We start from the raw sequence: 24,380 nt of genomic DNA, 5'->3' as shown, positions 1-24,380 counted from the left end.
AGCACAAGGGGCGGGCGTCCGGTTCACCGGACGCCCGCCCTCATGTCAGCTCACCCCGTCAACGGCTTCGGACAGTCGAGCTCCCGCGCATCCGGGAGCGCGGCGAGGAGCTCGGGCCGTACGTCCCCCACGCCCCACCCCTGCTCCGCGTCGTACGCGTCCTCGACGTGGATCGGTACGGTGATCAGCACCAACTCACCGACCTCGATCCCGGACGCGACACGCGCCGGCAACCTGACGGTGGTCGTCGGATGCTCCGCCACGGACCGCTCAGGCCGGTACCAACGGTCGACCTCGACGGTGACGTCCACCGCCCCGTCCCTGCGCACGACCACCTTCGTGGCCTCACCCTCCACAAGGACCTTGGCGCACGCGATCTGCTGGGCCCGGCCGACCGCCTTCTCGCCCTGAGCGGCCTCCGATTCGGAGTCGGGCGCCCGGGACTGGGACTCCGCAGCGCCTCCCTTGTCGTCGCTGTCGTCGGCACCGCTGGGCGCATCGAAGTCCGCTCCCTTCGCCGCGCCGGAGTCCGCACCCCCGCCGATCCCGTTGTTCGCCCCCAGCCAGAACAGCCCCCCGAACAGCGCGAGCGCACACGCCGCCACGGCCACCCGTACCGACACGGCGAACAGTCGGCGCGTCCGCACCCGTACGGGCTTCGCCCTGATCACGGGCGGTGGCGCGGCCTCCGGCTCGGCGGCGGGCTCGGCCGCCAGCTCATCCCCCAAGTCCCGTAGTGCGAGCCGCAGTTGGCCGAGGTCCGCGACCGCAGCCTGGTACTCCGCGTCCCGGCCGGTCCCCTCGGGCAGATGCTCACCGAGGATCGCCGCCATCAGCGCGTCGTCCGGCTCGTACGCATCGGCCTCGAAGAGTTCCTCTCCGGAGTTGCCGGCCACGTCACACCACCTCGCCCTCGTGCAGCCGAGCCCGCAGGGCCCGCACCGCACCGTGCAGCCTGCTCTTGACCGTGCCCTCGGGGACGCCGAGCCGTTCCGCGATGCCGCGCACGGACAGGTCCGCGTAGAACCGCAGCACGACCACCTGCCGCTGGGTGTCGGTCAGTTCGTCCAGACCCTTCGCGACCGCCATCGAGAGCACCTTGCTCTCCTCCACGGCATGGCTCTCCTCGCGCAGCGAGGCGAGCCGCTCCCCCAGGCGCTCCTGGCGGCGCCGGCCGCGGTGGTAGTCCATCGCCCAGTTGGAGGCGACGACGGCCGCCCACGCGGATACATCGCGGGGCGCCTCCCGTCCGTCGGCGGCCCGTTCGAGCAGCTTGAGGCGCACCTGCTGTACCCCGTCCGGCAGTTCGGAGGCGGGCACGCCACCGAGCGCGAGAACCGCCCGGACCCGGCTCACCTGAGCCGGGTCCAGGGGGTCCCGCGGATCCTGTGCCCCCTGCGGACCCGCTCCCTGCCCGCGCCGAAGCGTCCCTCTGCGCAGCAAGACCCACCCCTTCCTCACCCCGTGCTGCTCCTACGACGCAGCAGCGGCGCGAAACGTTCGCCCCCGCGCGGAAAGTTTGGCGTACCGGCCAAGGGGCACCCGCGCCGGTCGACCGTGATCGCGGGAGCGGCCGCCCGGGAATGTCCTCCCTTGTCCTCACGAACGCAAATATCGAACTACTCGTCGACTCAAGAGAGTTCAACTGCAACCATGAACACATGACGCACATGATCAAGGGCGCCAATGTGCCGGTGCCCACCGAGGTGCTGCGGGTGGCCGTGAGCCGTCTCGCCCAGGCCGGTTCGCCCGCGGTGGACGCCTCCGCCCTGCTGCTCGACGCGGCCGGCAAGGTGCGCGGCGACGCGGACCTCGTCTTCTACAACCAGCCTCAGCATCCCTCCGGCGCCGTGCGTCATCTGGGGGCGACCGAGGGCGGCGGCCAGCTCGCCCAGTGGCTCGAACTCGATCTCGCGCGGATCGAACCCGCCGTCCAGCGCGTGGTCGTCGCGGCCTCCTGCGACGGCGGCACCTTCGGCGCGGTCCCCGGGCTCTACGTCCAGGCCGTGAGCGCCGCGTCGAACATGCCCGTCGCGCACTACCCGGTGGTGGACGCGGCGGACGAAACGGCCTTCGTGCTCGGGGAGTTCTACCGGCGCGACGGGGTGTGGAAGTTCCGCGCCGTCGGGCAGGGCTGGGCCACGGGACTCGCGGGCCTGGCCACGGACTTCGGGATCATGGTGGAGGGAGCGGCCCCGCAGCAGACCCCCTCGACCGCACCCCACGGCGCCCAGCCCCAGCCCCAGTACGCCCAGCCCCACCCCCAGCCCCAGTACGCCCAGCCCCACCCTCAGCCCCAGTACGCCCAACCCCACTCCCAGCCGCAGCCCGCTCCCCCGTACGCACAGCCGCAGCCATCCCCCGCGTACGGGCAGCAGCCATCCCCCGCGTACGTACAACCGCAGCCGCAGCCGTCCACCGGCTACCCGCAGCCGCACCAGCCCCACCAGCCCCACCCGCAGACCGCCGCTCCCCAGGACGCCCGCCCCCAAGTCCCGCAAACGGCCGCCCCCCAGGACGCGCGCCCAGTCTCCTTCGGCCCCGAGTTCCCCGTGCACGTCCAGCGCGGCCGCGGGCAGGGCGTCGTCTCCGTGGACGGGCTGCCCGCGGGGCCGGTCCTCGTCGAGCTGTGGCATCAGGGCGAGGGCTACACCTGCGTCTACACGCTCAACAAGCGCAACAAGGACGACGACCTGCTGTTCAACACCACACTGGAGGACCTGCGCGGCAGCGCGGCCGTCCAGCACAAGGGCGACCGCCCGCTGCGCCTGCGTGTGGACGCCGACAACGACTGGACCGTGCAGATACGTCCGCTGTCGGCGGCCCGAGAGCTCGGCAGCGGGCTGCAGGGCCGCGGCCCCGAGGTCCTCACGTACCGCGGAAAGCTCGCGGACCTCGACGTGAGCTTCGCCGGTGACGAGGATGGGGACGACGACGGCGGCTCCATGTCGATCTACACCTCGCCGGCCGGGACCGTGCACGAGGACAAGCGCGACATGCTCATGTACGAGGTCGGTCGCCTGGAGCAGACCTTCCCGCTCACCGAGGGCCCACTGATCCTGCTCATCGAGGCGGACGGCGCCTGGTCGCTGCGGGCCCGCCCGGTGCCCGTGCCCGACCCGGTCGTCGCGCAGCGGACCGGCATGTACGAGGGGCGCGGCGAGCAGACCGTGACACTGGTCAACCCGACTCCGGGCCGCCCGTGCCTGCTCGACTACACCATCGTGTCCGAGGACAGCTGGGGCTACCGGACCGAACTCCTCGACGAGTACGACGAGGCCGAGCCGTACATCGAGAGCTCCCAGGACGGCGAGAGCGGGCGGCTCGTCGCGTTCCGCGAGGGGCAGACCGAGCAGCGGATACGGATCAAGGGCGCGGCCGACTGGAGCCTGCGCCCGATGCCGTTGGAGCAGGCGCCGCCGCTGCAGGGCCCGGTCGAGGGCGCGGGCCGGGCGGTCTTCAGGCACACGGGCGGACCCATGATGCTGACGCTCGAACGCACCTCGAGGGACGAGGACTCACTGACCGTGAACACCGTCCAGCTCGGCGGGCGCACCGCGATCGTCGCCCAGTCCGGCAGCGGGCGCCGGCCCGTGAGCGGGCCGGTCTGGGTGCAGTCCGGCGAATGCCTGATCAGCGTGCGGGCACCGGCCGGGACGGCCTGGAAGCTGACCCCGGCCGCCGCGCAGTCCGCCGAGTCCTTCGACCAGAAGATCAGCGGACGCGGCTACACACTGGTGCACTACTCAGGCCCGGAGACGGACCTGGTCTTCTTCTCGGACGGCAGCGGCGCGATCGGCGCGGTCTGGGGCCTGGACGCGAACTTCGAGCCGGTGCAGCGGCTGACGGTGGGCCCGGGGAAGTTCCGGGTGGGTCCGGGCTTCCTGCAGGTGCGGATCGCGAGCAAGTGGACGCTGGAGCGCTGAGCGGGCCGACGGACCAAAGGCCCTGACGATCGAGGACATACGTCCCGGCGGTCAGGGCCTTTCACGGGGAGCGACCGGCCTTTGGTATGCCTCAGCCTGGGCAGGTACGCATGTGATCTTTACCGCCGGAGATTCCTCCATGTCCGCTCCCCCGGCCCCTGCCCCCGAAGCCGACGAACAGACCACCGCCACCAGCCACCCCTTCCTGCCGCTCTCCGACACCGTGGGCCGCAAGCCGCTCCTGCTCGCGGGGTCGGTGGGCTTCCTCGTCCTGCCGGTGCCGGCCTTCCTGCTCATCGGCACCGGCCACTGGATCTGGGTCTTCGTGGGCCTGCTGCTGCTCGGCCTGCCGCTCCTGTGCCTGCTCGCCACGATGTCCTCGGTGCTGCCCGCGCTGTTCCCCACCGCGCTGCGGTACGGCGCGCTGGCGATCGCGTTCAACGTCTCGGTGTCCCTGTTCGGCGGCACAGCGCCGCTGGCCGTGGAGGCGCTGGTCGGCGCGACCGGGAACGATCTGATGCCCGCGTACTACGTGATGGCCTTCGCCGTGGTCGGGATCATCGCCGTGGCCACACTCAAGGAGTCGGCGGGCAAGCCCCTCGAAGGCTCGCCGCCCTCGGTGGCCACGCGCGAGGAGGCCAGGGAGCTGGTCCAGGCGCAGTACGAGCGGAGCTGAGCCCACCCGCTTGGGAGGCCCTGCGGGAACCGCCCGGGAAGCGCCGCCGTCTCGCTTCCTGGGCAAACGATTGGACACGAGTGCCCCACGTCACCGCATGATGGGACCGTCCCCAGGGCAGGCGCACGGAGCCAGAGCGCCACAGCAGAAGGAGTCACCGTGAGGGTCGGAATCGTCGGAGCCACCGGTCAGGTCGGCACAGTCATGCGCAGGATCCTCACGGAACGCAAGTTCCCGGTGGACGAGCTGCGTCTGTTCGCCTCCGCCCGCAGCGCCGGCAAGACCCTCGACGGCATCACGATCGAGGACGCCGCCACGGCCGACTACTCCGGCCTGGACATCGTGCTCTTCTCCGCCGGCGGCGCCACCTCCAAGGCCCTCGCCGAGAAGGTCGCCTCGCAGGGCGCCGTCGTGATCGACAACTCCAGCGCCTGGCGCAAGGACCCCGAGGTGCCCCTGGTGGTCTCGGAGGTCAACCCGCACGCGGTCGCCGACCGCCCCAAGGGCATCATCGCCAACCCGAACTGCACGACGATGGCCGCGATGCCGGTCCTGAAGGCGCTGCACGACGAGGCGGGCCTGACCGCCCTGATCGCCACGACCTACCAGGCCGTCTCCGGCTCCGGTCTCGCCGGCGTCGCCGAGCTGCACGGCCAGGTGCAGAAGATCGTCGCCGAGGCGGACCAGCTCACCCACGACGGCTCCGCCGTGGACTTCCCCGAGCCGCAGGTCTACAAGCGCCCCATCGCCTTCAACGTGCTTCCGCTCGCCGGCAACATCGTCGACGACGGTCTGAACGAGACGGACGAGGAGCAGAAGCTCCGCAACGAGTCCCGCAAGATCCTCGAGATCCCCGGGCTCAAGGTCTCCGGCACCTGCGTGCGCGTCCCGGTCTTCTCCGGCCACTCGCTCCAGCTGAACGCCCGCTTCCAGCGCCCGATCTCCCCGGAGCGCGCCACCGAGATCCTCTCCTCCGCCCCCGGCGTCGAGCTCTCCGAGATCCCCACGCCGCTGCAGGCCGCGGGCCGGGACGTCTCGTACGTGGGCCGTATCCGCGGCGACGAGACCGTCGAGAACGGCCTCTCGCTGTTCGTCTCCGGTGACAACCTCCGCAAGGGCGCCGCCCTCAACGCCGTGCAGATCGCGGAGCTGGTCGCCGAGGAGCTCGGCGCCAAGTAGGACACAACCGGAAAACAGCCTGCCGAAAAGGGCGGTCACCCACTGCGGTGACCGCCCTTTTCGCGTACGGCGATAACGCGATGCCCATGCCCGTACCGCCGTGGAAAGATGGCCGAAAAGTCGGATACCTAGGAGATGACCGCGTGCCAGGCACCAATCTGACCCGTGAAGAGGCCCAAGCGCGGGCGAAGCTGCTCACCGTTGACTCGTACGAGATCGATCTCGACCTCTCCGGGGCGCAGGAGGGCGGCACGTTCACCTCGGTGACCACGGTGCGTTTCGCGTGCGCCGAGCAGAACGCCGAGTCCTTCATCGACCTCGTCGCCGACGCCGTCCACGAAGTGGTGCTCAACGGCAAGTCCCTCGACGTGGCCGCCGTCTTCCGTGACGCGCGGATCGCGCTGAAGCATCTGCAGCAGGGCGAGAACGTCCTCAAGGTCGTCGCCGACTGCGCGTACACCAACTCCGGTGAGGGTCTGCACCGGTTCGTCGACCCGGTCGACGACCAGGCGTATCTCTACACGCAGTTCGAGGTGCCGGACGCGCGCCGGGTGTTCGCGTCCTTCGAGCAGCCTGACCTCAAGGCCACCTTCCAGTTCACGGTGAAGGCGCCGAGCGGCTGGACGGTGATCTCCAACTCGCCGACGCCCGAGCCGAAGGACGACATCTGGACGTTCGCGCCGACGCCGCGGATCTCCACGTACATCACGGCGCTCATCGTCGGCCCGTACCACTCGGTGCACAGCTCGTACGAGAAGGACGGCCAGAGCGTGCCGCTCGGCATCTACTGCCGCCCTTCGCTCGCCGAGTTCCTCGACGCCGACGCGATCTTCGAGGTGACCCGCCAGGGCTTCGACTGGTTCCAGGAGAAGTTCGACTACGCGTACCCCTTCGAGAAGTACGACCAGCTCTTCGTGCCGGAGTTCAACGCGGGCGCGATGGAGAACGCGGGCGCGGTGACCTTCCGCGACCAGTACGTGTTCCGCTCGAAGGTCACCGACGCCGCGTACGAGGCTCGGGCGGCGACGATCCTGCACGAGCTGGCGCACATGTGGTTCGGCAACCTCGTGACCATGGAGTGGTGGAACGACCTGTGGCTGAACGAGTCGTTCGCCACCTTCGCCGAGGTCGCCTGCCAGGCCTACGCGCCGGACTCCAAGTGGCCGCACTCCTTCACCACGTTCGCCAACCAGATGAAGACCTGGGCGTACCGGCAGGACCAGCTGCCGTCCACGCACCCGATCATGGCGGACATCCGCGACCTCGACGACGTGCTCGTGAACTTCGACGGGATCACGTACGCGAAGGGCGCCTCGGTCCTCAAGCAGCTGGTCGCGTACGTCGGCATGGACGAGTTCTTCACCGGCGTGCAGGCGTACTTCAAGCGCCACGCGTTCGGGAACACCCGGCTCAGCGATCTGCTCGGCGCCCTGGAGGAGACCAGCGGCCGTGATCTGAGCGCCTGGTCGAAGGCGTGGCTGCAGACCGCGGGCATCAACATCCTGCGCCCGCAGGTCGAGACCGACGCGAACGGCTCCATCACCGCCTTCTCCGTACGGCAGGAGGCCCCCGCGCTGCCCGAGGGCGCCAAGGGCGAGCCGACGCTGCGGCCGCACCGCATCGCCATCGGCCTGTACGACCTCGACGACGCGAGCGGCAAGCTGGTGCGCTCCGACCGCATCGAGCTGGACGTGGAGGGCGACCTCACCGAGGTGCCCGAGCTCGTGGGGCGCCACCGCCCGTCGGTGATCCTGCTCAACGACGACGACCTCTCGTACGCGAAGGTCCGCCTCGACCCCGAGTCCCTGCGCCATGTCACCCAGCACCTGGGCGACTTCGAGGCCTCGCTGCCGCGCGCCCTGTGCTGGGCCTCGGCCTGGGACATGACCCGCGACGGCGAGCTGCCGACGCGCGACTACCTGTCGCTGGTGCTCTCCGGCATCGGCAAGGAGTCGGACATCGGTGTGGTGCAGTCGCTGCACCGGCAGGTGAAGCTGGCGCTCGACCTGTACGCGGCGCCGGACTTCCGCGAGGCCGGGCTCGCCCGCTGGACGGAGGCGTCCCTGGCGCACCTGAAGTCCGCGGAGCCGGGCAGCGACCACCAGCTGGCGTGGGCGCGGGCGTTCGCGGCGACGGCCCGCACCGAGGACCAACTGGATCTGCTCAAGGGCCTGTTGGAGGGCACCGAGGCGATCGAGGGGCTCGCGGTCGACACCGAGCTGCGCTGGGCGTTCGTCCAGCGCCTCACGGCGACCGGGCGGTACGAGGAGGCGGAGATCGCCGCCGAGTACGCGCGGGACAAGACCGCGGCCGGTGAGCGGCACGCCGCCACCGCACGGGCTTCGCGTCCGACGCCGGAGGCCAAGGCCGAGGCGTGGGCCTCGGTCGTCGAGTCCGACAAGCTGCCCAACGCCGTGCAGGAAGCAGTGATCGCGGGCTTCGTGCAGTCCGACCAGCGTGAGCTGCTCGCCCCGTACACGGGGAAGTTCTTCGCGGCGGTCAAGGACGTGTGGGACTCCCGCTCGCACGAGATGGCCCAGCAGATCGCGGTTGGTCTCTACCCGTCGCTCCAGGTCGAGCAGGCCACCCTGGACGCGACGGACGCCTGGGTCGCCGAGGCCGGGCCGAACGCGGCGCTCGGCCGCCTCGTCTCGGAGTCGCGCGCGGGTGTGGAGCGTGCGCTGAAGGCGCAGGCGGCGGACGCGGCCGCCGCCTAGCCCTTACGGACAGCACACCGCCCGGACCCTCCAAGAGGGCCCGGGCGGTGTGGTGTTCACTCTGTATCTCCCACGGAGTCCTCCACGGACACCGTGACCAACCGGCATTTCCGGCCGGGGGTCCGGGGGTTGTCCCCCGGGAAGATGCAGCAGGCGTGGTGCGTCAGCCGACGCTCACGCTGTTCCACGTACCCGTGGCGTCCGTGTACCCGCCCAGGAAACAGGCGGGGACGGCCGTCACGAGGTTGGACGCGACGTCCCAGTCCGCGGTGGCGTGCACCTTGAGGCCCTTGTACTGGCCCGCGGTGACGACACCGTCGAAGTTGGCGCCCGTGAGCGTCAGCTTCGAGGTACCCATGACCGTGCTCTGGACCGTACGGCCGTTGATCATCCAGGTCATGGTGCCGGTCATGTCCGCGTTCGGCAGGCCGAGCGAGGGCAGACACGAGCCCTTGCCGGAGCCCTCGAACTGGACCTCCACGTAGGAGGGGGTCCGCTTCGAGTCCACGGACTTGCAGCCCGAGCTGGTGCCCGAGCCGGTGAAGGCCTGGAGCTTGTCGCCCATGGCCAGACCCGGCTTGAGGCTGAGCGACGCGAGGCCGCCGTAGCAGTGGACACCGGGACCGCCCGCACCGTCGTTCGGGGTGATCTCGAAGGTGTGCTTGACCGGCTCGGTGGTCTTGTCACCTTCGGTGACGACGCCGGTCTGGCCCTCCTTCGTGCCCTCGGCGTTGTCCGCGACCTCGGTCGTGACCTTGATCGTCGGGTACTGCTTGCCGGGCTGCAGGGCGTCCTCGCCCGTACCCGGACGGGTGCAGGTGACGGTCTGGCCCTCGATCTTGCACTCCCAGCCGGGGCCGCCCGCGGAACGCGGGATGACACCCTCGGGGAACGTCTCCGTGACGGTGACGGTGTCGTGGGTCGGACCGGCGTCCACGGCGTTGCTGACATCCGTCAGGAACGTGGCCGGCTTGCCCGCCACCACTTCGCCCTCGGGCTTGGTGACCACGGACAGGTCGGGCTCCTTGGTGGAGGCCGGCGTGACCGTGATGGTGTCCTTGACCGGGGGCTTGGGCTCGGCGCCGGGGGTGGTCGCACCGGTGGTGCCGGTCAGGTCGCCCTTGGCGGCCTTGTCGACCTCGGTACCGACGTGGATCGGCGGGAACTGCTCGCCCGGCTTCAGGGTGTCGGGGTGGGCGCAGGTGACCTTCTGGCCCTCGATCTTGCAGGTCCAGCCGTCGCCCGCCGCCGTGACCGGCTTGATGCCGTCGGGGAAGACGCGCTCGACCGTGGTCGGGCCCGTCGTCGGTCCGGCGTCGGGCGCGTTGCCCACACCGATCACGAAGTTGGCGGGCTTGCCGGCGACGACATCGCCGTCGGGCTTGGTGACCACCGTCAGGTTCGGGTCCTTGACGGCCGGCTTGACCGTGGTGGTGTCCTTGACCGGGGTCGGGTTCGGCAGGTCCGGCGTCGCCACGACCGTGGTGCCCGTCAGGTCACCGCTCGCGTCGTCCGCGACCTCGGTCTTCACGATGATCGGCGGGGCCGAGTCACCCGGCTTGAGCACCGGCTGGTCGCCGGGCCGGGTGCACTTGACCTCCTGGCCCTCGACCGTGCACTCCCAGCCGTCGCCCGCGGCGGACACCGGCTTGATGCCCTCGGGGAAGCTGCGGACCACGGCGATGGTGTCCGTGGGACGCGTGGGCCCGGCCTCGGGCTTGTTGGTGACGTCGATCTGGTACTCGGCCGGCTCACCGGCCTGCACCTCGCCACGCGGCTTGGTGGTGACCGTCAGGTCCGGGCCCTTGACCGGGACCACGTCGACCGTGGTGGTGTCCGGCTTGGTGTTCATGTCGTTCGGCGTCGTGGCGTCCGAGACGATCGGCTGCGGGCCCTTGACGGTCGGCGCGACATCGGTGGTCACGGTGATCGGCGGGGCCGACTGACCGGGGTTGAGCACCGGGCCGGGGCGGGTGCAGGTGACCGTCTGGCCGGCGATCTTGCAGTCCCAGCCGTCGCCCGAAGCGGTCTTGGGCACGATGCCCGCGGGGAAGGTCTGGGTGGCCGTGATCGGTCCGGTGGTCGGACCGGCCAGCTTGTCGTTGGTGGTCGTCACGGTGAACTTGGCCGGCTCGCCGGCCTTCACGGTGCCGTCCGGCTCGACCTTCGTGAACAGGTTCGGGTCCAGGGTCTCGACCTTGCCGTTCCACAGCTCGTGGATCTGGGTCGAGCTGCCGGTGGACGCCGAGAAGCCGATGCGGATCTTGTCCGGCACCGGCGGCTGACCCTCGATGGTGTCCAGGTCGACCGGCGGGATGACCTCGCGCAGCGGGGTCCCGTCGTGGAAGTTGATCAGGACGCGCATCACGCCCTCGTGCGACAGCTCCACGATGGCGGTGCGCTTGGCCGCCTGGCGGTCGGCGGCCTCCGAGACCGCGAAGCGGCGGCCCGACTGGTACGTGGCCACGAACGGGTTGTTCAGGGCCGTGCCGTCGGCGGCCTTCTCGGCGCCGCGGATGGTGATGGAGTTGGGCTTGCGCTCGGCGGGACCGCCCGTGTGGTAGTCGGGCATCCAGTTGCGGGTGAAGTTGCCGTAGACGTCGAAGCCGATGCCGAGGTAGCCACCGGCGAGCTTCGAGTAGCCGAGGCCCGCGCCGTTCTTGCCCGCCTTCGCGGGGAGCGGCTTGTTGCCATCCATGATCATCAGAGCGATGCCGTCGGCGGCGCTGGGGCCGGCCGGCTTGTACATCGCGAAGTCGATGCTCCACCGCAGACCCTTGCGGGAGTCCAGGGTGTTGCGGGTCATCACGTAGCCGTTCTGCATCGTCTTGTTGGACGTCAGACGCAGCGCGCCCTCGCCCGGCTTGTCCGGCGTGGCCGGCATACCCGGGTGGGTCTGGCAGCCGCGCAGCGGCGCGACCGGCGCGTCGGTGGTGGTGACCGCCGTACCGGAGCCGTCACCGTCGCCCTTGTCGACCGGAGTCATCGGGGCCGCGGTCAGACAGGCCCAGCCGGTCGGGTCCCCCTTGAGGTACGGACCGCCGTACCACTTGGTCTCGTCGAGGCTGGGGCCGGTGAACGGCTCGATGGCGATGGGGGCGATGCCGGCGGCGGCGTGCGCTGCCGGGACGGCCGCGGCGGACAGACCGCCCAGGCTCAGGGTGGCGGCGACGCCGAGCGCGGTGGCGCGCCAGGGGGGTCGCAGCCTTCCGGTCCGCCGTCTCGGGCGGACTTCGTTCTCTGCCATGGTGCTCTCCTCCCGGAGCGCGGCAGGACTGGATCCGCGCCCGGACTGTCACTGTGTGTAGTTTCATGACTTCACAAAGTAGCCATGCTTGCGATCATCGGATCACCCACCGACGGATCCCGCGCGCCCAAAGGGCCAACAGACTGAAGCCGTTGGCGATTGCTCGCGCCAACGGCTCGGATTCTTCAGGGGAGTTGAGAACAACGCGGAGGCCTGGCCCCGGTCGAGGACCGGCGCCAGGCCTCCGCGTCGCGGTGCGGGGATCAGCCGATGTTCAGGGAGTCCCAGGTACCGACGGCGTTCGTGTAGCCACCGAGGAAGCAGCCGCCGGCGGCGGCGATCAGGTCGAAGTCCCAGCTGGCCGTGGCGTTGACCTTCTTGCCCTTGAACGGGCCGTCGGTCACCACGCCGGTGAAGTTGGCGCCGGTCCAGGTCAGCTTGGAGGTGCCGGAGACGTTGCTGACCTTGTTCTCGACGTCCGGGCCGCCGCCGTTCCACGTGATGCGACCGTTCAGGTCGGCGTTGGGGATACCGAACTCGGGCACACACGCACCCTTGCCGTTGCCCTCGAAGAAGACGATGGCGGAGGTGACCGCCTTGCCGGAACCGACGTTCTTGCAGCCGGTCGTGACACCCTCGCCGGTCCACGTCTGCTGCTTGGAGCCGACGATCGTCAGACCCGGCTTGGCGCTCATCTGGGCGTTGCCACCGGCGCAGCGGACACCGAGCGGCTCCTCGGCGGAGGCCGCCGTCGGAGCGAGGGCCACCATCAGGGCGGCGGCGGGAAGGGCTACGGCGGCCTTCTTGAGAAGTGCGTGCATGAGGTTTCCTTGTGTGTGCTGTGAAGCGTGGCGGGGTGGCCGTCATGACCACGCATCAGTGTTTGCACACGGTGACCCGAGCTTCGCGCTGTGTGACCTGAGCGGGTGGCACGCCCGGGAACACCCCTTGGACCCCTTGGGGTGTACGGGCACCTCTGCAGGCCCACCGGTATACCGCAAGGCGATCCAATACCGACGGAACAGGCCCTGGAATGCGCCGAGTTGAGTGGCCCCGTCGCCGCTCCGAGCACCCGCCCACACCGGAACGAGCCCGGCACGGACCGCCCCGCGCCACGGTGACAGGGAGTGACGACCGTACGTCACTCCCTGTGCGCGGCCTCCTTGAGCGCCTCGATGACCCGCGCCAGCGCGGGCCTGGACTCCGCCCCCTTGCGCACGGCGGCGACCACATGGCGGCGCGGCTGGTCCCCGCCGATGCTCACGCGCACCACGCCGTCCGCCGTGGACGCGGCCATCCTCGGCACCAGGGCGACCCCCATGCCGGCCGAGACCATGGCGAGGATCGCGGTCCAGCCCGCCGCGCTGTGCGCCTGCTCGGGAACGAAGCCGGCCGCCTCGCAGGCGGCCGTGGTGATCTGCGACCAGGGGCCGCTGCCGCCGAAGATCCAGGCCTCGCCCGACAGCTCGGCGAGCCGTACGCTCCTGCGCCCCGCCAGCCGGTGGTCCTCGGGCAGCGCCACATCGAGGGGGTCGGCGAGCAGCGGGACCCGGGTGAACTTCGGATCGCGCGCCGTCGGCGCGTGCGCGGCGAGGGACAGGGCGAGGTCGACATCGCCGCCCGAGAGCAGCTCGTACGCCTCGGCCGCCTCCGCCTCCCGCACCCGGACCTCCAGACCCGGCGCCTCCTCGCGCAGCTGCCGTACGGCCGGTACGACGAGGGCGGGGACGGCCGTGGAGAACGCGCCGATCCGCACCTCGCCCGCCTCGCCGCGCACATAGCCCGCCAACTCGGCGTCCGCGCACTCCAGTTGGGCGAAGACGGCATCCGCGTGCCGCAGCACCAGATGGGCCGCGCCGGTGAGGCGGACCCGGCGGCCCTGCGCCTCGAGCAGCGGCACACCGACCTGCTTGGCCAGATTGGCCAGCTGCTGCGAGACGGCCGAGGGGGTCATCAAAAGGGCCCCCGCGGTCGCGGTGACGGTGCCGCGCTCGCTGAGGGTGCGCAGGATCTGCAGCTTCTTGATGTCCCACTCGGTCATGTCCCGCAACTTATCCGGGTCCCTCCTGGCGCGTGGGGGCAGGGCTCCCCCGGCTCACTTGTGATGGGTCACGACATTCACGACCTTGCCGTCCGGGTCGCGGACGAAGAACCGCCGTACGCCCCACGGCTCGTCCTGCAGCGGGTGGACGATCTCCGCGCCCGCCGCGCGCATCGACTCGTACGCGGAGTCGACGGCCGCGCCGTCGGGCAGTTCGATGCTCATGTCGGGGACCACCGGGGCCGAGGCGTCCTCGGTGATCAGGACGACCTGGGCGGTGGGATTGGACGGCGAGGCCATGATGACGGCCCAGCCCAGGTCCATGACCTCGGCAAGGCCGAGCGTCGCATAGAACGCCCGGCTCTTGCCGGAGTCTCGGGTACGGACATCGGGAGTGATCCGGCGAATCGTCATGCCCGGCACGTTACTTGCGGGCGGTGGCACCCTGGCCGACCGAACCGAGGATCACTCCGCCGAGGATCAGGACCATGCACAGGATCTGCATCGGACCGGTCGGCTCGCCGAGGATCACGTACGAGAGGATCGCGACGAAGACGGGCTGCAGGTAGTAGACGAGGCCCGCGCGGCCCGCGCCGATCAGCGAGATCGCCTTGTTCCAGGTGAAGAACGCGACGGCCGAGGAGAAGACCCCGGCGTAGAGCAGCGGCGAGACGCTGCCGACGGTCGGCGTGAAGCCGCCCTGCAGCACGAGGCTCGCGACGAAGGCGGGCGTCAGGACGACGGCGCCGAGCGCGAAGCTCGTGAACAGGAAGGCCAGACCGCCCAGTTCGGCGGGACGGCGGCGGAGCATGGCGCTGTACGAGGCGAAGCTGAGGGCCGCGGCCAGCATCCACAGGTCACCGGGGGCGAAGTCCGGGGCGAGCCTGCCCTTGGTGACCAGGAGCAGGACACCGACGCAGGCGATCAGCATCCCGGCCACGCGCCGGAACCCGAGCCGGGCGCCGCCCATCTTCTCGTAGACCGTCATCACGACCGGCGACGCGGCCATGATCATGCCCATGTTGCCGGCCGAGGTGGAGATGCCCGCCTGGTAGACGAGGGTGTTGTAGACGGTGATGCCGAGCAGCGAGGCGAGGCCGACGAACCGCCAGTGCCGCAGGATGACGCGCCGCTCCCGCCAGGCGTGCCGGGCCGCGAAGGGGGCGGCCGCGGTCAGGGCGATGATCCAGCGCCAGTACGCGTGCTGGATGGGCGGCACCGTGTCGGCGAGGGCCCGGGCGCCGATGAAGCTGCCCGACCAGACGACCGTCGCGACGAGCGCGAGCAGCAGCCCGAGCGTCGCGGTACCGGTCGCGCGCCCCTTCGGCTCGGTCGGCGTCGCGGTCGCCTCGTGGGTACGTACTCGGTCGAGGACTGCCATCGGTATCCCTTGCCCAACTGCCCTGGTGGGGGCGCTTGTCGTGTGCTTGCGGGATCCACAGTGGCAGTCGGCTTGCGCTTAGGTCCATCGAAAAGAATCGACGGTTCCTTTAAGGAGAACTGAACGATTCTCATGGTCGCTCCCGGGCATGCGAAAGCGCCCCCGGCCCGCACAACGCGGGGCCGAGGGCGCTCAGAAACCAGAAGGCGGAGCTAGCTCTGCTTGCGGGACTTGTCCCCCACCATCACCAGACCGGCGATCACCAGGAAGAGGACCACCGGGGCCACGACGAACAGGCCGAGGGTCTCCACCACGGAGAGGCCGGTACCCGGGTCGTCACCGTCGTCGCGCGTCAGCGCGAGCGCGGGGGACGACATCAGCAGCATCATCAGCGTCGTTCCGGCTGCTACGGCGCCGGCGCGCAGGGCGTTCTTCTTGTCCACGGTGCCAACCTAGCGAACCCCTCCGGACGGCGCGCGCCCGGGGTGCCCACCTTGCCCCCACCAGGGTCACGGCCAGGGACCTTCCCCGCACCTTCCCGGCTCAGGACTCCTCCCGTACCGCCGCCATGAACGCATGCAGCCGCGGCGAGGCCGCGAGCTCCTCCAGGGTGACCACCCGCCCGTCGGCCCTCGTCACCGGGATACGCCAGTTCGGGTACTCCGCCCAGGTCCCGGGCACGTTCTGCGGCCGCAGGTCCCCCACCGCGTCCGGCAGCCAGATGCCCGTCAGACGGGCCGGCGTACGGCGCAGCAGCCGGTAGAGGGCCTGGATCTCGGTCTCCTCCGGCCCTTCGGCCGGGAGCCCGAGCTCGCCGGCCAGGGCCAGCCACTCCCGTACGTCGGCGGACTCCGCCGCGAGCTCGGTGGCGAGCGCCCCGGAGAGCAGGCCGAGCCGGTGCCGCAGCCGGACGTGCTCGCCCGTGAGCTTGGCGGCCGTGGACGGCAGATCGTGCGTCGTGACGGTGGCCAGGCAGTCCGCGCGCCAGCGGTCGGGCGGCAGCGGGCGGCTGCCGTGCTCCCAGTCGCGTTCGAACCAGAGGACCGAGGTGCCGAGGATGCCGCGCCTGGCCAGCTCCTCGCGTACGCCCCGCTCCACCGTGCCGAGGTCCTCGCCGATGACGACCGCGCCCGCCCGGTGCGCTTCGAGGACGAGCAGCGCGAGCAGCGCCTCGGAGTCGTAACGGACATACGCCCCGTCCGTGGGCGGATGCCCCTCGGGGATCCACCAGAGCCGGAACAGGCCCATGATGTGGTCGATCCGGAGGGCTCCCGCGTGCGCGAACAGTCCGCGAAGGAGCGCGCGGAACGGCGCGTAGCCGCACTCCGCGAGCCGGTCGGGCCGCCAGGGCGGCAGGCCCCAGTCCTGGCCGCGGGAGTTGAAGGCGTCCGGCGGTGCGCCGACCGAGGTGCCGGCCGCGTACAGGTCGCCGTGCGCCCAGGTGTCCGCGCCGTCCGGGTGGACGCCGACCGCCAGGTCGTGGATGAGGCCGAGCGCCATGCCCGCGTCACGCGCGGCGCCGGCGGCCGCGCCGAGCTGGCTGTCGGTCAGCCAGATCAGCCGGCTGTGGAAGTCGATGCGGTCCATCAGTTCGTGCGCGGCGCGCGCGGTGGCCGCCGACGAGGGGTCGCGCAGTTCCTCGGGCCAGCGGCGCCAGTCGGGTCCGTGGCGTTCGGCGAGTGCGTACCAGGTGGCGTGCCGTTCGAGGTCCTCGCCGCCCTCGGCGAGGAACGCGCAGTACGCGGCGCGGCGCCCGGGGCCGAGCGGCACGGCGTGGATGAGCTCCAGGGCCCGGGACTTCAGCCCCCATACGGCGTCCCGGTCGATCAGCGCACCCTTGGAGAGCACCGACTCCCGTAGTTCCGAGGCCTGTTCGGCCAGGGCGTCGGCGCGTGCACGGTCCTCGGGTGCGAGGTACGCGTACTCCGGTATGTCCTCGATCCGCAGATGCACGGGGTCGGGGAAGCGGCGCGAGGAGGGGCGGTACGGGGAGGGGTCGGTGGGTTCGCCGCGCACCCCGGGCACGGCGGCGTGCAGGGGGTTGACCTGGAGGAAGTCGGCACCCAGGTCGCGGCCCGACCAGGCGGCGAGTTCGGCGAGGTCGCCGAGGTCGCCCATGCCCCAGGAGCGCCGCGAGAGCAGGGAGTAGAGCTGGACGAGCAGACCGTGGTGGCGCCCGGGCGGTGCGGGGGCCCGGCCCGGGGCGACGATCAGATGGCTCGCGGAGGCTTTGCGGCCGTCGGGCGTCTCGGCGTACAACGTGTGAACCCCGTACGGGAGTTCCGGCAGCTCGCCGGACCAGGACCACTCGGTGGAGTCGCCGCCGCTCTCGGGGGCGAGCACCATGCGGGTGCCCGTGGGCAGCGCGTCGAAGACGAGCGAACCTGCGACCACCGTGTGGGGCAGGGCGCGTCTGCTGCGCCGCTCACGGATCTCGAGGACCGCGCCTTCGACGGCCGCTTCGGTGGAGGTGTCCACGCCGAAGGCCGCGAGCGCCGCGCGTAACGCCGCCGGGGAGACCGGCTGTTGCACCCCGGGAGCGGGCTCGTAGGAGGAGTCGATGCCGTACAGCACTGCGAGGCGGGCCAGGGACATCGGTGCCCCTTCGGTTCGTGTGCAGTCGGATGCCGTCGTCCGGGCGGGAGCCGGGGGCTCGGTCGTCCGGGCAGGAGCCGGGGCTCAGAGGAAGGAAGCGGTGCCGAACGCCGTGGGTTCGCTGGTCAGCGGCGCTTCGTCGGCGAGCGGCGGCTCACTGGTCAGCGGGGCCTCGTCGGCCAGGGGCGGCTCACTGGTGAGCGGCGCTTCCACGGAGAACGAGCCGTGGAGCACCGAGTCGGGGCCCGAGACCCTGGACAGGTCGGGCAGCTCGGTCAGTTCCGTGCGTTTGGACAGGGCGTCGAACAACAGCTGAGCGCTCACCCAGGGCCTCCTCGAATGGGGGTCGATCGGTGTGATCGGCAGACGTTCAGCCCTACCCACCGCTTGTGGCGCCATGCGTCGAACGTGTCGATGCTCACATTCTGCGGACGGGCGGCGAGTTGACCAGAGCGCGGACGCCGGCTGCGACAGAACGGAAATTCCCGGCGGGGCAAAACCGGCACAATGGCCACGCGCATTGACACTGTCACCACCGCGGTGGTGGGCTCGACACCATCCGGAATCCCCGCGTCGAGGGCTGTGGAGAACGGCTTTGCGAGGCGTGTGGGAACCAAGGAGAAGGGCGGAAGAAGCCGTGCAGGTCCGGGGTCGTAAGCGCGCGGCAGCGCTCGCCGCCGCGGTCATCGGCGGTCTCATCGGCGGTGCCCCCGGGGCGTATGCCGATCCGCCCGGGCCGGGTCTGACCGCGCCCAACCGCGAGACCGAGGCGACGCTCCCCTCCGTGTATCCCCGCCCGCATTCGCTGCTGCCCTCCTCGGGCGCCGTGCCAGTGGGCGAGCGGGTGTTCCTGCTCGCGGACGAAGCGGCCGATCCGTATGCGATCGAGGCCCTGCGCACCCTGCTGCGGGACGCCGGCGCGCGGCAGATCACGGAGGTGACCGACGCGGCCGAGGCTACCGGTCCCGGCCTCCTCGTCCGCGCGGGACAGGAGCCGGCCCGCACCAGCCCGGCGACCCTGCACACGAGGACGGCCCGCGCGGGCACGGACGCGGCGCTCAGTGCACTGAAGGTGGCCGGGCGCGGCGATCTGCCCTCCGGCGGCTACCGCATCGGCGTCGGCCGGGTCGAGGGCCGGGACACGGTGGCACTGGCGGGCATCGGCGGGGACGGTCTCTTCCACGCCGTACAGACGCTGCGGCAGCTCGCCGCGGACGGCTCGTTCGCGGGCGTACGCGTACGGGACTGGCCGGCTTCCGCGGTGCGCGGCACCACCGAGGGCTTCTACGGCACCCCGTGGACCACGCAGGAGCGCCTGGAGCAGCTGGACTTCATGGGCCGCACCAAGCAGAACCGTTACGTGTACGCGCCCGGCGACGACCTCTACCGCCAGGCGAAGTGGCGCGAGCCCTATCCGGCGGCGCAGCGCGCGGAGTTCAGGAAGCTGGCCGAGCGCGCCCGGGCCAACCATGTGACGCTCGGCTGGGCGGTCGCGCCCGGGCAGGCGATGTGTCTGTCCTCGGACGACGATCTGAAGGCGCTCGTCAAGAAGATCGACGCGATGTGGGCGCTCGGCGCCCGCGCCTTCCAACTCCACTTCCAGGACGTCTCGTACAGCGAATGGCACTGCGACCAGGACGCCGAGACCTTCGGCTCCGGGCCCGAGGCGGCGGCCGAGGCGCAGGCGCGCGTGGCGAACGCGGTCGCGAAGCACCTGGCCGCGAGGCATCCCTCGGCTCCCCCGCTGACGCTGATGCCCACCGAGTACTACCAGGAGGGTTCGACCGCCTACCGCAAGCGGCTCGCGAAGCAGCTGAACGACGGGGTGCAGGTCGCCTGGACCGGCGTCGGCGTCGTACCGAAGAAGATCACCGGGAGTGAACTGTCGGGCGCACGAAGGGCGTTCGGCGGCCACGACCTGGTGACCATGGACAACTATCCGGTCAACGACTACGCCGAGGACCGGATCTTCCTCGGCCCGTACACCGGGCGCGAGCCCGCGGTCGCCACCGGTTCGGCGGCGCTGCTCGCCAATGCGATGCAGCAGCCGACGGCCTCGCGCATCCCGCTGTTCACGGCGGCCGACTACGCCTGGAACCCGAGGGGTTACCAGCCCGGCGAGTCCTGGCGTGCGGCGATCGCGGACCTCGCGGGCCCCGACCCGAAGACGCGCGAGGCCGTCGCCGCGCTCGCGGGCCATGACGCCTCGTCCGTGCTCGGCGCACGGGAGTCGGCGTATCTGCGGCCGCTGATCGAGGAGTTCTTCACCGCGCGCGCCACGTCCGCGACGGACAGCACACGCCTGGACGAGGCCGGACGCCGGCTCACCGAGGCCTTCGCCGTCATGCGCCAGACGCCCGGCCGGCTCGACGGCACGGATCTCGGGCAGGAAGTGCGGCCGTGGACCGAGCAGTTGGGGCGTTACGGCGAGGCGGGCGAGCTGGCCGTCGAGGTGCTGCTCGCGCAAGCGCGCGGCCAGGGCGAGGAGGCCTGGCGCTCGACGCGACGGCTCGACTCCCTGCGCGCGGCCCTGGGGTCCCGGAAGGCGACGGTCGGCGAGGGCGTGCTCGACGCGTTCCTCGACCGGGTGCAGGAGGAGGCCGCGGCCTGGACGGGGGCCGGCCGTGCCGCCGTACGCAAGGACGCGAAGGACGAAGCGCCCTCGGACCGGTCGGACCACCCGGAGGACTCCGGCAGCTCCGCGGCACCCGAAGGCTCGCGCGACCTGCACGACTCCCGTAACTCCGGTGACTCCGGGGACTCCCCCGGCTCTCGCGGCTCCGACCGGGAGACGCTGAACCTCCCCCGCCCCCGCCCCGTCGACAGGGTCTCGGTGATGACGGTGCCGGGTGCGCGCGGCACGCTGCAGGCGCACGTACCCGGCAAGGGCTGGCGCTCGCTCGGCGCGATCTCGGAGAGCGGCTGGACGGAGGCCCCGGGCCCGTCCGGTGAACGGGTGGACGCCCTGCGCGTGCTCTGGCAGGGCGAGCGGGGCCGGGTGGAGCACATCGTCCCCTGGTACGCGGACGGCCCCGATGCCTGGCTGAAGCTCTCGCGTACCGAGGTGGACGTGGAGACCGGCGGCGCCCCGCAGCGCATCGCCGCCCGCCTCACCGCCCAGCGCCCGGACGCGGTACGCGGCCGGGTCACGGCCGAGCCGCCCGCCGGGATCGAGGTGCGCACACCGCGCGAGTCCACGCTGCCGCGCGGCACCGAGGTGGACGTGCCGGTGGAGATCACGGTGCCGGCGGGCACCCCTTCGGGGACGTACGAGATCCCCGTGCACTTCGGATCGCAGACGCGGACCCTGACGGTGCGCGCCAATCCCCCCGTGTCCGGGCCGGATCTGGCGCGCTCCGGGAAGGCCTCGTCCTCCGCGGACGAGACACCGGACTTCCCGGCCTCGGCAGCCAACGACGGTGACCCGCGCACCCGTTGGTCCTCGCCCGCCGAGGACGGCGCTTGGTGGCAGACGGAGTTCGCGACACCGGTACGGCTCGGCCGGGTCGTCCTGTCGTGGCAGGACGCCCATCCGTCCCGCTACCGGGTGCAGGTCTCCTCCGACGGCCGCGTCTGGCGCACGGCGGCGACCGTACGGGACGGCCGTGGCGGGCGCGAGGCGGTCGGGCTCGACGCGCGCGAGGTGCGCTTCGTGCGGGTGCAGACGGACAAGCGGGCCACCGAGTACGGGGTTTCGCTGTGGTCGGTGGAGGCGTACGCGGTCGCGGAGTAGGCCGCGGGACGGAAGGCCTCCGCCCACCAGAAACGGAAGGTGACCTACCACTTCCCGGCTCTTCGCGGCCCGCTATTCACTCAGTACATATACCCAGTGCATAGTGATCTCCATGAGCACCCGCCACATCGTGCTCGGCCTGCTCGCCGCAGGTCCGAGCCACGGTTACGACCTCAAGCGCCGCCATGACGAGCGCTTCCCGCAGGCGCGCCCGCTCGCCTACGGGCAGGTCTATACGACGCTGCAGCGGCTGGTGCGGGACGGGCTCGCGGAGGTGGACGGCACCGACGCGGACGGCGGACCGGAACGCACCCGCTACCGCGCCACCGACAAGGGCTCCGTCGAACTCGCCCAGTGGCTGGGCGAGATCACCCCGCCCGCCCCCTTCGTGACCAACGAGATCTTCGCCAAGGTCGTGGTCGCCACCCTGGTGGCCGCGTCCGGCGAGAGCGCCGACCCCGCCGCGTATCTGCGCGAGCAGCGCGCCGCCCACATGGCGCGCATGCGGGAGCTGACCGCGCTGAAGACGGCGCCCGGCACCGACCTCGCGACCGTCCTGTCCGCCGACTACGCCCTGAACCATCTCGATGCCGATCTGCGCTGGATGAACACCACCGCGGGCCGGCTCGCCGCCCTGACCGAGGAGATCAACACCGCATGAGTACCCACGGGGGAACGCCGCTGCTCGCCGCACGCGAGCTGTACAAGTCCTACGGCCGCGCGGAAGCGTTGCGCGGCGCGTCCGTCGAGCTCGCCGAGGGCGAGATCCTCGCCCTCACGGGCGCGAGCGGCAGCGGCAAGTCCACGCTCCTGCACTGCCTCGCGGGGATCGTGCGGCCGGACGACGGCGCGGTGGTCTACGACCGGCGGCGCGTGGACCGGATGTCCGAGGACGAGCGCAGCCTGCTGCGGCGCACCGAGTTCGGGGTGGTCTTCCAGTTCGCCCAGCTCATCCCGGAGCTGACGGTCCTCGACAATGTCTCGCTGCCGCTGCTGCTCGCGGGGGCGAGCCGCCCGGACGCGCACGCGAAGGCCGGGGAGTGGCTGGAGAGGTTCGGCGCGCTCGGCCAGGTGACCGCGCGCCCCGGCCAGTTGAGCGGGGGCCAGGCCCAACGGGTCGCTCTGGCACGGGCGTTGGCGACCGGAGCACGGATCGTGTTCGCGGACGAGCCGACCGGTGCGCTCGACTCGCTCGCGGCCGAGCAGACCATGACGGCCTTGGTGCATGCCGCGCGCGAGACCGGCACGGCGGTCGTCCTGGTCACGCATGACGCGCAGGTGGCGGCGTACGCGGACCGCGAGGTGCAGCTCAGGGACGGGAAGGTGGTCGGCGCGCCGGGGTTCGCGCCGGTGTCCGCGTCTGCCTCCGTCTCCGCGTCTGCCTCCGCCTCCGCCTCCGAAGAGGAGCGTGCGTGATGACGGCCTCCACCATGGCCCCCGCCGCCACTCGCCCGGCAGCGAACACCCGGCGGTCCTGGCGGACCGATCTGCGGATCGCCTGGATGCTGCAGAGCGGCTCCGACCGGCGCGAGTGGTGGCGGCTCGGGCTCACCGCGCTGTGCGCCGGGCTCGCGACGGGGCTCGCGGTCACGGCGATCACGCTCATGGCGTACGTGGAGCCCTCCAGCGGGCTCGACGGCGGAATCAGCGGCAGTCTGCTCGCAGGCCAGGGGACGCGCCGGGGGATCGCGATGACCCTGCTCGGCCTGCTTGTCCCCGTCATCGCCCTGCTCGGCCAGTCCTCGCGGATCGGCGCCGTGCACCGCGACCGGCGTCTCGCCGTGCTGCGCCTGACGGGTGCGACACCGCGCCAGGTGCGACGGATCATGGCACTCGAAGCGGGGCTCGCCGCGCTGCTCGGGTCGGCCGCCGCCTCGGTCCTGTGCGTCGCGGTGCTCGCCGGGCGCGGCTATCTGCCCGAGCCCGCGGCGCTGGCCGCGCTGGCCGTCGTGCCGGTCGGCATCCCCGTACTGACCTCGCTCGCCGGGGTGTTCGCGCTGCGCCGCGTGGTGGCCTCGCCCCTCGGCACGCTGCGGCGGGTCAAGCCCGAACAGGACTGGGGCACGCGGCTCCTGATCGCGGCGGGCGGGGTGCTCGTCGTCGGCGCGCTGATCGCCGTCGTGGTCGCCGGCAACAATCCGGGCACCCTCCTGCTGCCGATCGGCGCGTTCGCCCTGGTGCTGCTCGTCGGCGCGGGGGCGGTGCTCGCCTCGGGCGCCTTCGCCAAGCTGGCCGGGCGCAGGCTCGCGACGTCCGCACGCCCCGCGGTCCTCATCGCCGCGGGCCGGCTCGCGCAGGACCCCTGGGCCGCCGCCCGTACGCACGCGTCAGTGCTCGCGACCGGTGTCGTCGGGGTCGGCGCCGTGGGCATCTGGCGGATCGTGCACGACGGAGTGGTGAACGCGGACTACTACACGCCCGGCGACGAGGACTTCTACGACAACGGCTTCGCGCTCTTCGGCGTCGCCGTGCTCGTCGCCCTCGGCTTCAGCCTCTTCGCCCTCGCGATCGGCACCGCCGAGTCCCTGGTGACCCGGCGCCGTTCGCTCGCCGCGCAGGCCGCGGCGGGTGTGCCGTACAAGGTGCTCGCGCGCTCGGTGCTCCTGGAGACGGCGCTGCCGCTCGCGCCCGCGGTCGCCCTGTCGGGCATCGGCGGATTCGCGATCTACGCGTACTACCACTCGCTGATGGCCGGGTACCAGGAGACGGGCATCTCGCTCCCGGTGCTGCTTCCGCTGCTCGTGCCCTTCGCGGTGTACGGCGCGTGCCTGCTCGCGGTCGCCGCCACGCTGCCGCTGCTGCGGCGCACGGTGCATCCGGGGGAGCTGCGGTACGAGTGACCTCGCCCGAGGGGGAACGGAGAGGGGGCGCCGCCGATGTGAGCG

Annotated in this window: 17 protein-coding genes and 1 pseudogene; 8 read left to right on the top strand and 10 right to left on the bottom strand. The window is 71.6% G+C overall.

Going from position 1 to position 24,380, the window contains the following annotated elements; genetic code table 11:
- Positions 1–50: 50 nt before the first annotated feature.
- Entirely contained in the window at positions 51–896 is an 846-nt protein-coding gene (locus tag H9Y04_RS36735) for a hypothetical protein (protein WP_187818527.1), read from the bottom strand.
- A 1-nt stretch (position 897) separates the two neighbouring features.
- Positions 898–1,440 (bottom strand): sigma-70 family RNA polymerase sigma factor, encoded by a 543-nt coding sequence (locus H9Y04_RS36730; protein ID WP_187818566.1) that lies wholly within the window; start codon positions 1,438–1,440, stop codon positions 898–900.
- Between the two features lie 221 nt (positions 1,441–1,661).
- Between H9Y04_RS36730 and H9Y04_RS47115 the strand changes: the two genes are divergently transcribed.
- The 4 genes and pseudogenes from H9Y04_RS47115 to pepN all read left to right on the top strand — a co-directional run bounded on the left by H9Y04_RS47115 (position 1,662) and on the right by pepN (position 8,498).
- A complete protein-coding gene (locus H9Y04_RS47115) occupies positions 1,662–3,926 on the top strand; it encodes a TerD family protein (protein WP_236071913.1) in 2,265 nt (754 codons plus the stop codon).
- Positions 3,927–4,137: 211 nt separating this feature from the next.
- A pseudogene (locus H9Y04_RS36715) lies at positions 4,138–4,602 on the top strand (MFS transporter); the annotation flags it as partial.
- Positions 4,603–4,761: 159 nt separating this feature from the next.
- On the top strand, positions 4,762–5,781 hold the full coding sequence (locus H9Y04_RS36710; protein WP_187818524.1) for an aspartate-semialdehyde dehydrogenase: 1,020 nt from the start codon (positions 4,762–4,764) through the stop codon (positions 5,779–5,781).
- Positions 5,782–5,924: 143 nt separating this feature from the next.
- The gene (gene pepN / locus H9Y04_RS36705) at positions 5,925–8,498 is read left to right on the top strand and encodes an aminopeptidase N (protein ID WP_187818523.1); all 2,574 of its coding nucleotides are present in this window, start codon (positions 5,925–5,927) and stop codon (positions 8,496–8,498) included.
- Positions 8,499–8,661: 163 nt separating this feature from the next.
- Here pepN and H9Y04_RS36700 read toward each other — a convergent pair whose 3' ends face one another.
- The 8 genes from H9Y04_RS36700 to H9Y04_RS36665 form a co-directional block, all read right to left on the bottom strand.
- A complete protein-coding gene (locus tag H9Y04_RS36700) occupies positions 8,662–11,745 on the bottom strand; it encodes a lectin-like domain-containing protein (RefSeq protein WP_187818522.1) in 3,084 nt (1,027 codons plus the stop codon).
- A gap of 263 nt (positions 11,746–12,008) precedes the next feature.
- The gene (locus tag H9Y04_RS36695) at positions 12,009–12,566 is read right to left on the bottom strand and encodes a hypothetical protein (RefSeq protein ID WP_187818521.1); all 558 of its coding nucleotides are present in this window, start codon (positions 12,564–12,566) and stop codon (positions 12,009–12,011) included.
- Positions 12,567–12,886: 320 nt separating this feature from the next.
- Positions 12,887–13,786, bottom strand: a complete 900-nt coding sequence (locus H9Y04_RS36690) for a LysR family transcriptional regulator (RefSeq protein ID WP_187818520.1) — start codon at positions 13,784–13,786, stop codon at positions 12,887–12,889.
- 54 nt (positions 13,787–13,840) lie between these two features.
- Entirely contained in the window at positions 13,841–14,200 is a 360-nt protein-coding gene (locus tag H9Y04_RS36685) for a VOC family protein (protein ID WP_187818519.1), read from the bottom strand.
- Positions 14,201–14,210: 10 nt separating this feature from the next.
- Positions 14,211–15,167: a DMT family transporter gene (locus H9Y04_RS36680; RefSeq protein WP_187818518.1), complete on the bottom strand. Its 957-nt coding sequence runs from the start codon at positions 15,165–15,167 to the stop codon at positions 14,211–14,213.
- A gap of 212 nt (positions 15,168–15,379) precedes the next feature.
- A complete protein-coding gene (locus tag H9Y04_RS36675) occupies positions 15,380–15,610 on the bottom strand; it encodes a hypothetical protein (protein ID WP_187818517.1) in 231 nt (76 codons plus the stop codon).
- A gap of 100 nt (positions 15,611–15,710) precedes the next feature.
- A complete protein-coding gene (gene malQ, locus H9Y04_RS36670; RefSeq protein ID WP_187818516.1) occupies positions 15,711–17,762 on the bottom strand; it encodes a 4-alpha-glucanotransferase in 2,052 nt (683 codons plus the stop codon).
- 84 nt (positions 17,763–17,846) lie between these two features.
- On the bottom strand, positions 17,847–18,086 hold the full coding sequence (locus H9Y04_RS36665) for a hypothetical protein (RefSeq protein ID WP_308801607.1): 240 nt from the start codon (positions 18,084–18,086) through the stop codon (positions 17,847–17,849).
- A gap of 313 nt (positions 18,087–18,399) precedes the next feature.
- Between H9Y04_RS36665 and H9Y04_RS36660 the strand changes: the two genes are divergently transcribed.
- From H9Y04_RS36660 to H9Y04_RS36645, 4 genes are all read left to right on the top strand, one after another.
- Positions 18,400–21,495, top strand: coding sequence for a beta-N-acetylglucosaminidase domain-containing protein (locus H9Y04_RS36660; protein ID WP_187818515.1), 3,096 nt, complete (start codon positions 18,400–18,402; stop codon positions 21,493–21,495).
- A 112-nt stretch (positions 21,496–21,607) separates the two neighbouring features.
- Positions 21,608–22,156, top strand: a complete 549-nt coding sequence (locus H9Y04_RS36655; protein WP_187818514.1) for a PadR family transcriptional regulator — start codon at positions 21,608–21,610, stop codon at positions 22,154–22,156.
- A complete protein-coding gene (locus H9Y04_RS36650) occupies positions 22,153–22,911 on the top strand; it encodes an ABC transporter ATP-binding protein (RefSeq protein ID WP_187818513.1) in 759 nt (252 codons plus the stop codon). The genes H9Y04_RS36655 and H9Y04_RS36650 overlap by 4 nt, the downstream gene beginning before the upstream one ends.
- A complete protein-coding gene (locus tag H9Y04_RS36645) occupies positions 22,911–24,335 on the top strand; it encodes an FtsX-like permease family protein (protein ID WP_236071909.1) in 1,425 nt (474 codons plus the stop codon). Before H9Y04_RS36650 ends, H9Y04_RS36645 begins: the two co-directional genes overlap by 1 nt.
- Positions 24,336–24,380 lie beyond the last annotated feature (45 nt).

The sequence above is a fragment of the Streptomyces polyasparticus genome (genome assembly GCF_014493765.1).
GTDB classification, from domain to species: domain Bacteria; phylum Actinomycetota; class Actinomycetes; order Streptomycetales; family Streptomycetaceae; genus Streptomyces; species Streptomyces polyasparticus.
Note: the sequence above shows the minus strand (reverse complement) of the source record. Positions and strands in the feature narration are given on the sequence as shown.

Bases quoted from the DNA above. Each gene is read 5' to 3' on its own strand.
- H9Y04_RS47115 (WP_236071913.1), top strand. From the start codon at position 1,662: ATGACGCACATGATCAAGGGCGCCAATGTGCCGGTGCCCACCGAGGTG.
- H9Y04_RS36700 (WP_187818522.1), bottom strand. From the start codon at position 11,745: ATGGCAGAGAACGAAGTCCGCCCGAGACGGCGGACCGGAAGGCTGCGA.
- H9Y04_RS36695 (WP_187818521.1), bottom strand. From the start codon at position 12,566: ATGCACGCACTTCTCAAGAAGGCCGCCGTAGCCCTTCCCGCCGCCGCC.
- H9Y04_RS36690 (WP_187818520.1), bottom strand. From the start codon at position 13,786: ATGACCGAGTGGGACATCAAGAAGCTGCAGATCCTGCGCACCCTCAGC.
- H9Y04_RS36685 (WP_187818519.1), bottom strand. From the start codon at position 14,200: ATGACGATTCGCCGGATCACTCCCGATGTCCGTACCCGAGACTCCGGC.
- H9Y04_RS36680 (WP_187818518.1), bottom strand. From the start codon at position 15,167: ATGGCAGTCCTCGACCGAGTACGTACCCACGAGGCGACCGCGACGCCG.
- malQ (WP_187818516.1), bottom strand. From the start codon at position 17,762: ATGTCCCTGGCCCGCCTCGCAGTGCTGTACGGCATCGACTCCTCCTAC.
- H9Y04_RS36655 (WP_187818514.1), top strand. From the start codon at position 21,608: ATGAGCACCCGCCACATCGTGCTCGGCCTGCTCGCCGCAGGTCCGAGC.
- H9Y04_RS36650 (WP_187818513.1), top strand. From the start codon at position 22,153: ATGAGTACCCACGGGGGAACGCCGCTGCTCGCCGCACGCGAGCTGTAC.
- H9Y04_RS36645 (WP_236071909.1), top strand. From the start codon at position 22,911: ATGACGGCCTCCACCATGGCCCCCGCCGCCACTCGCCCGGCAGCGAAC.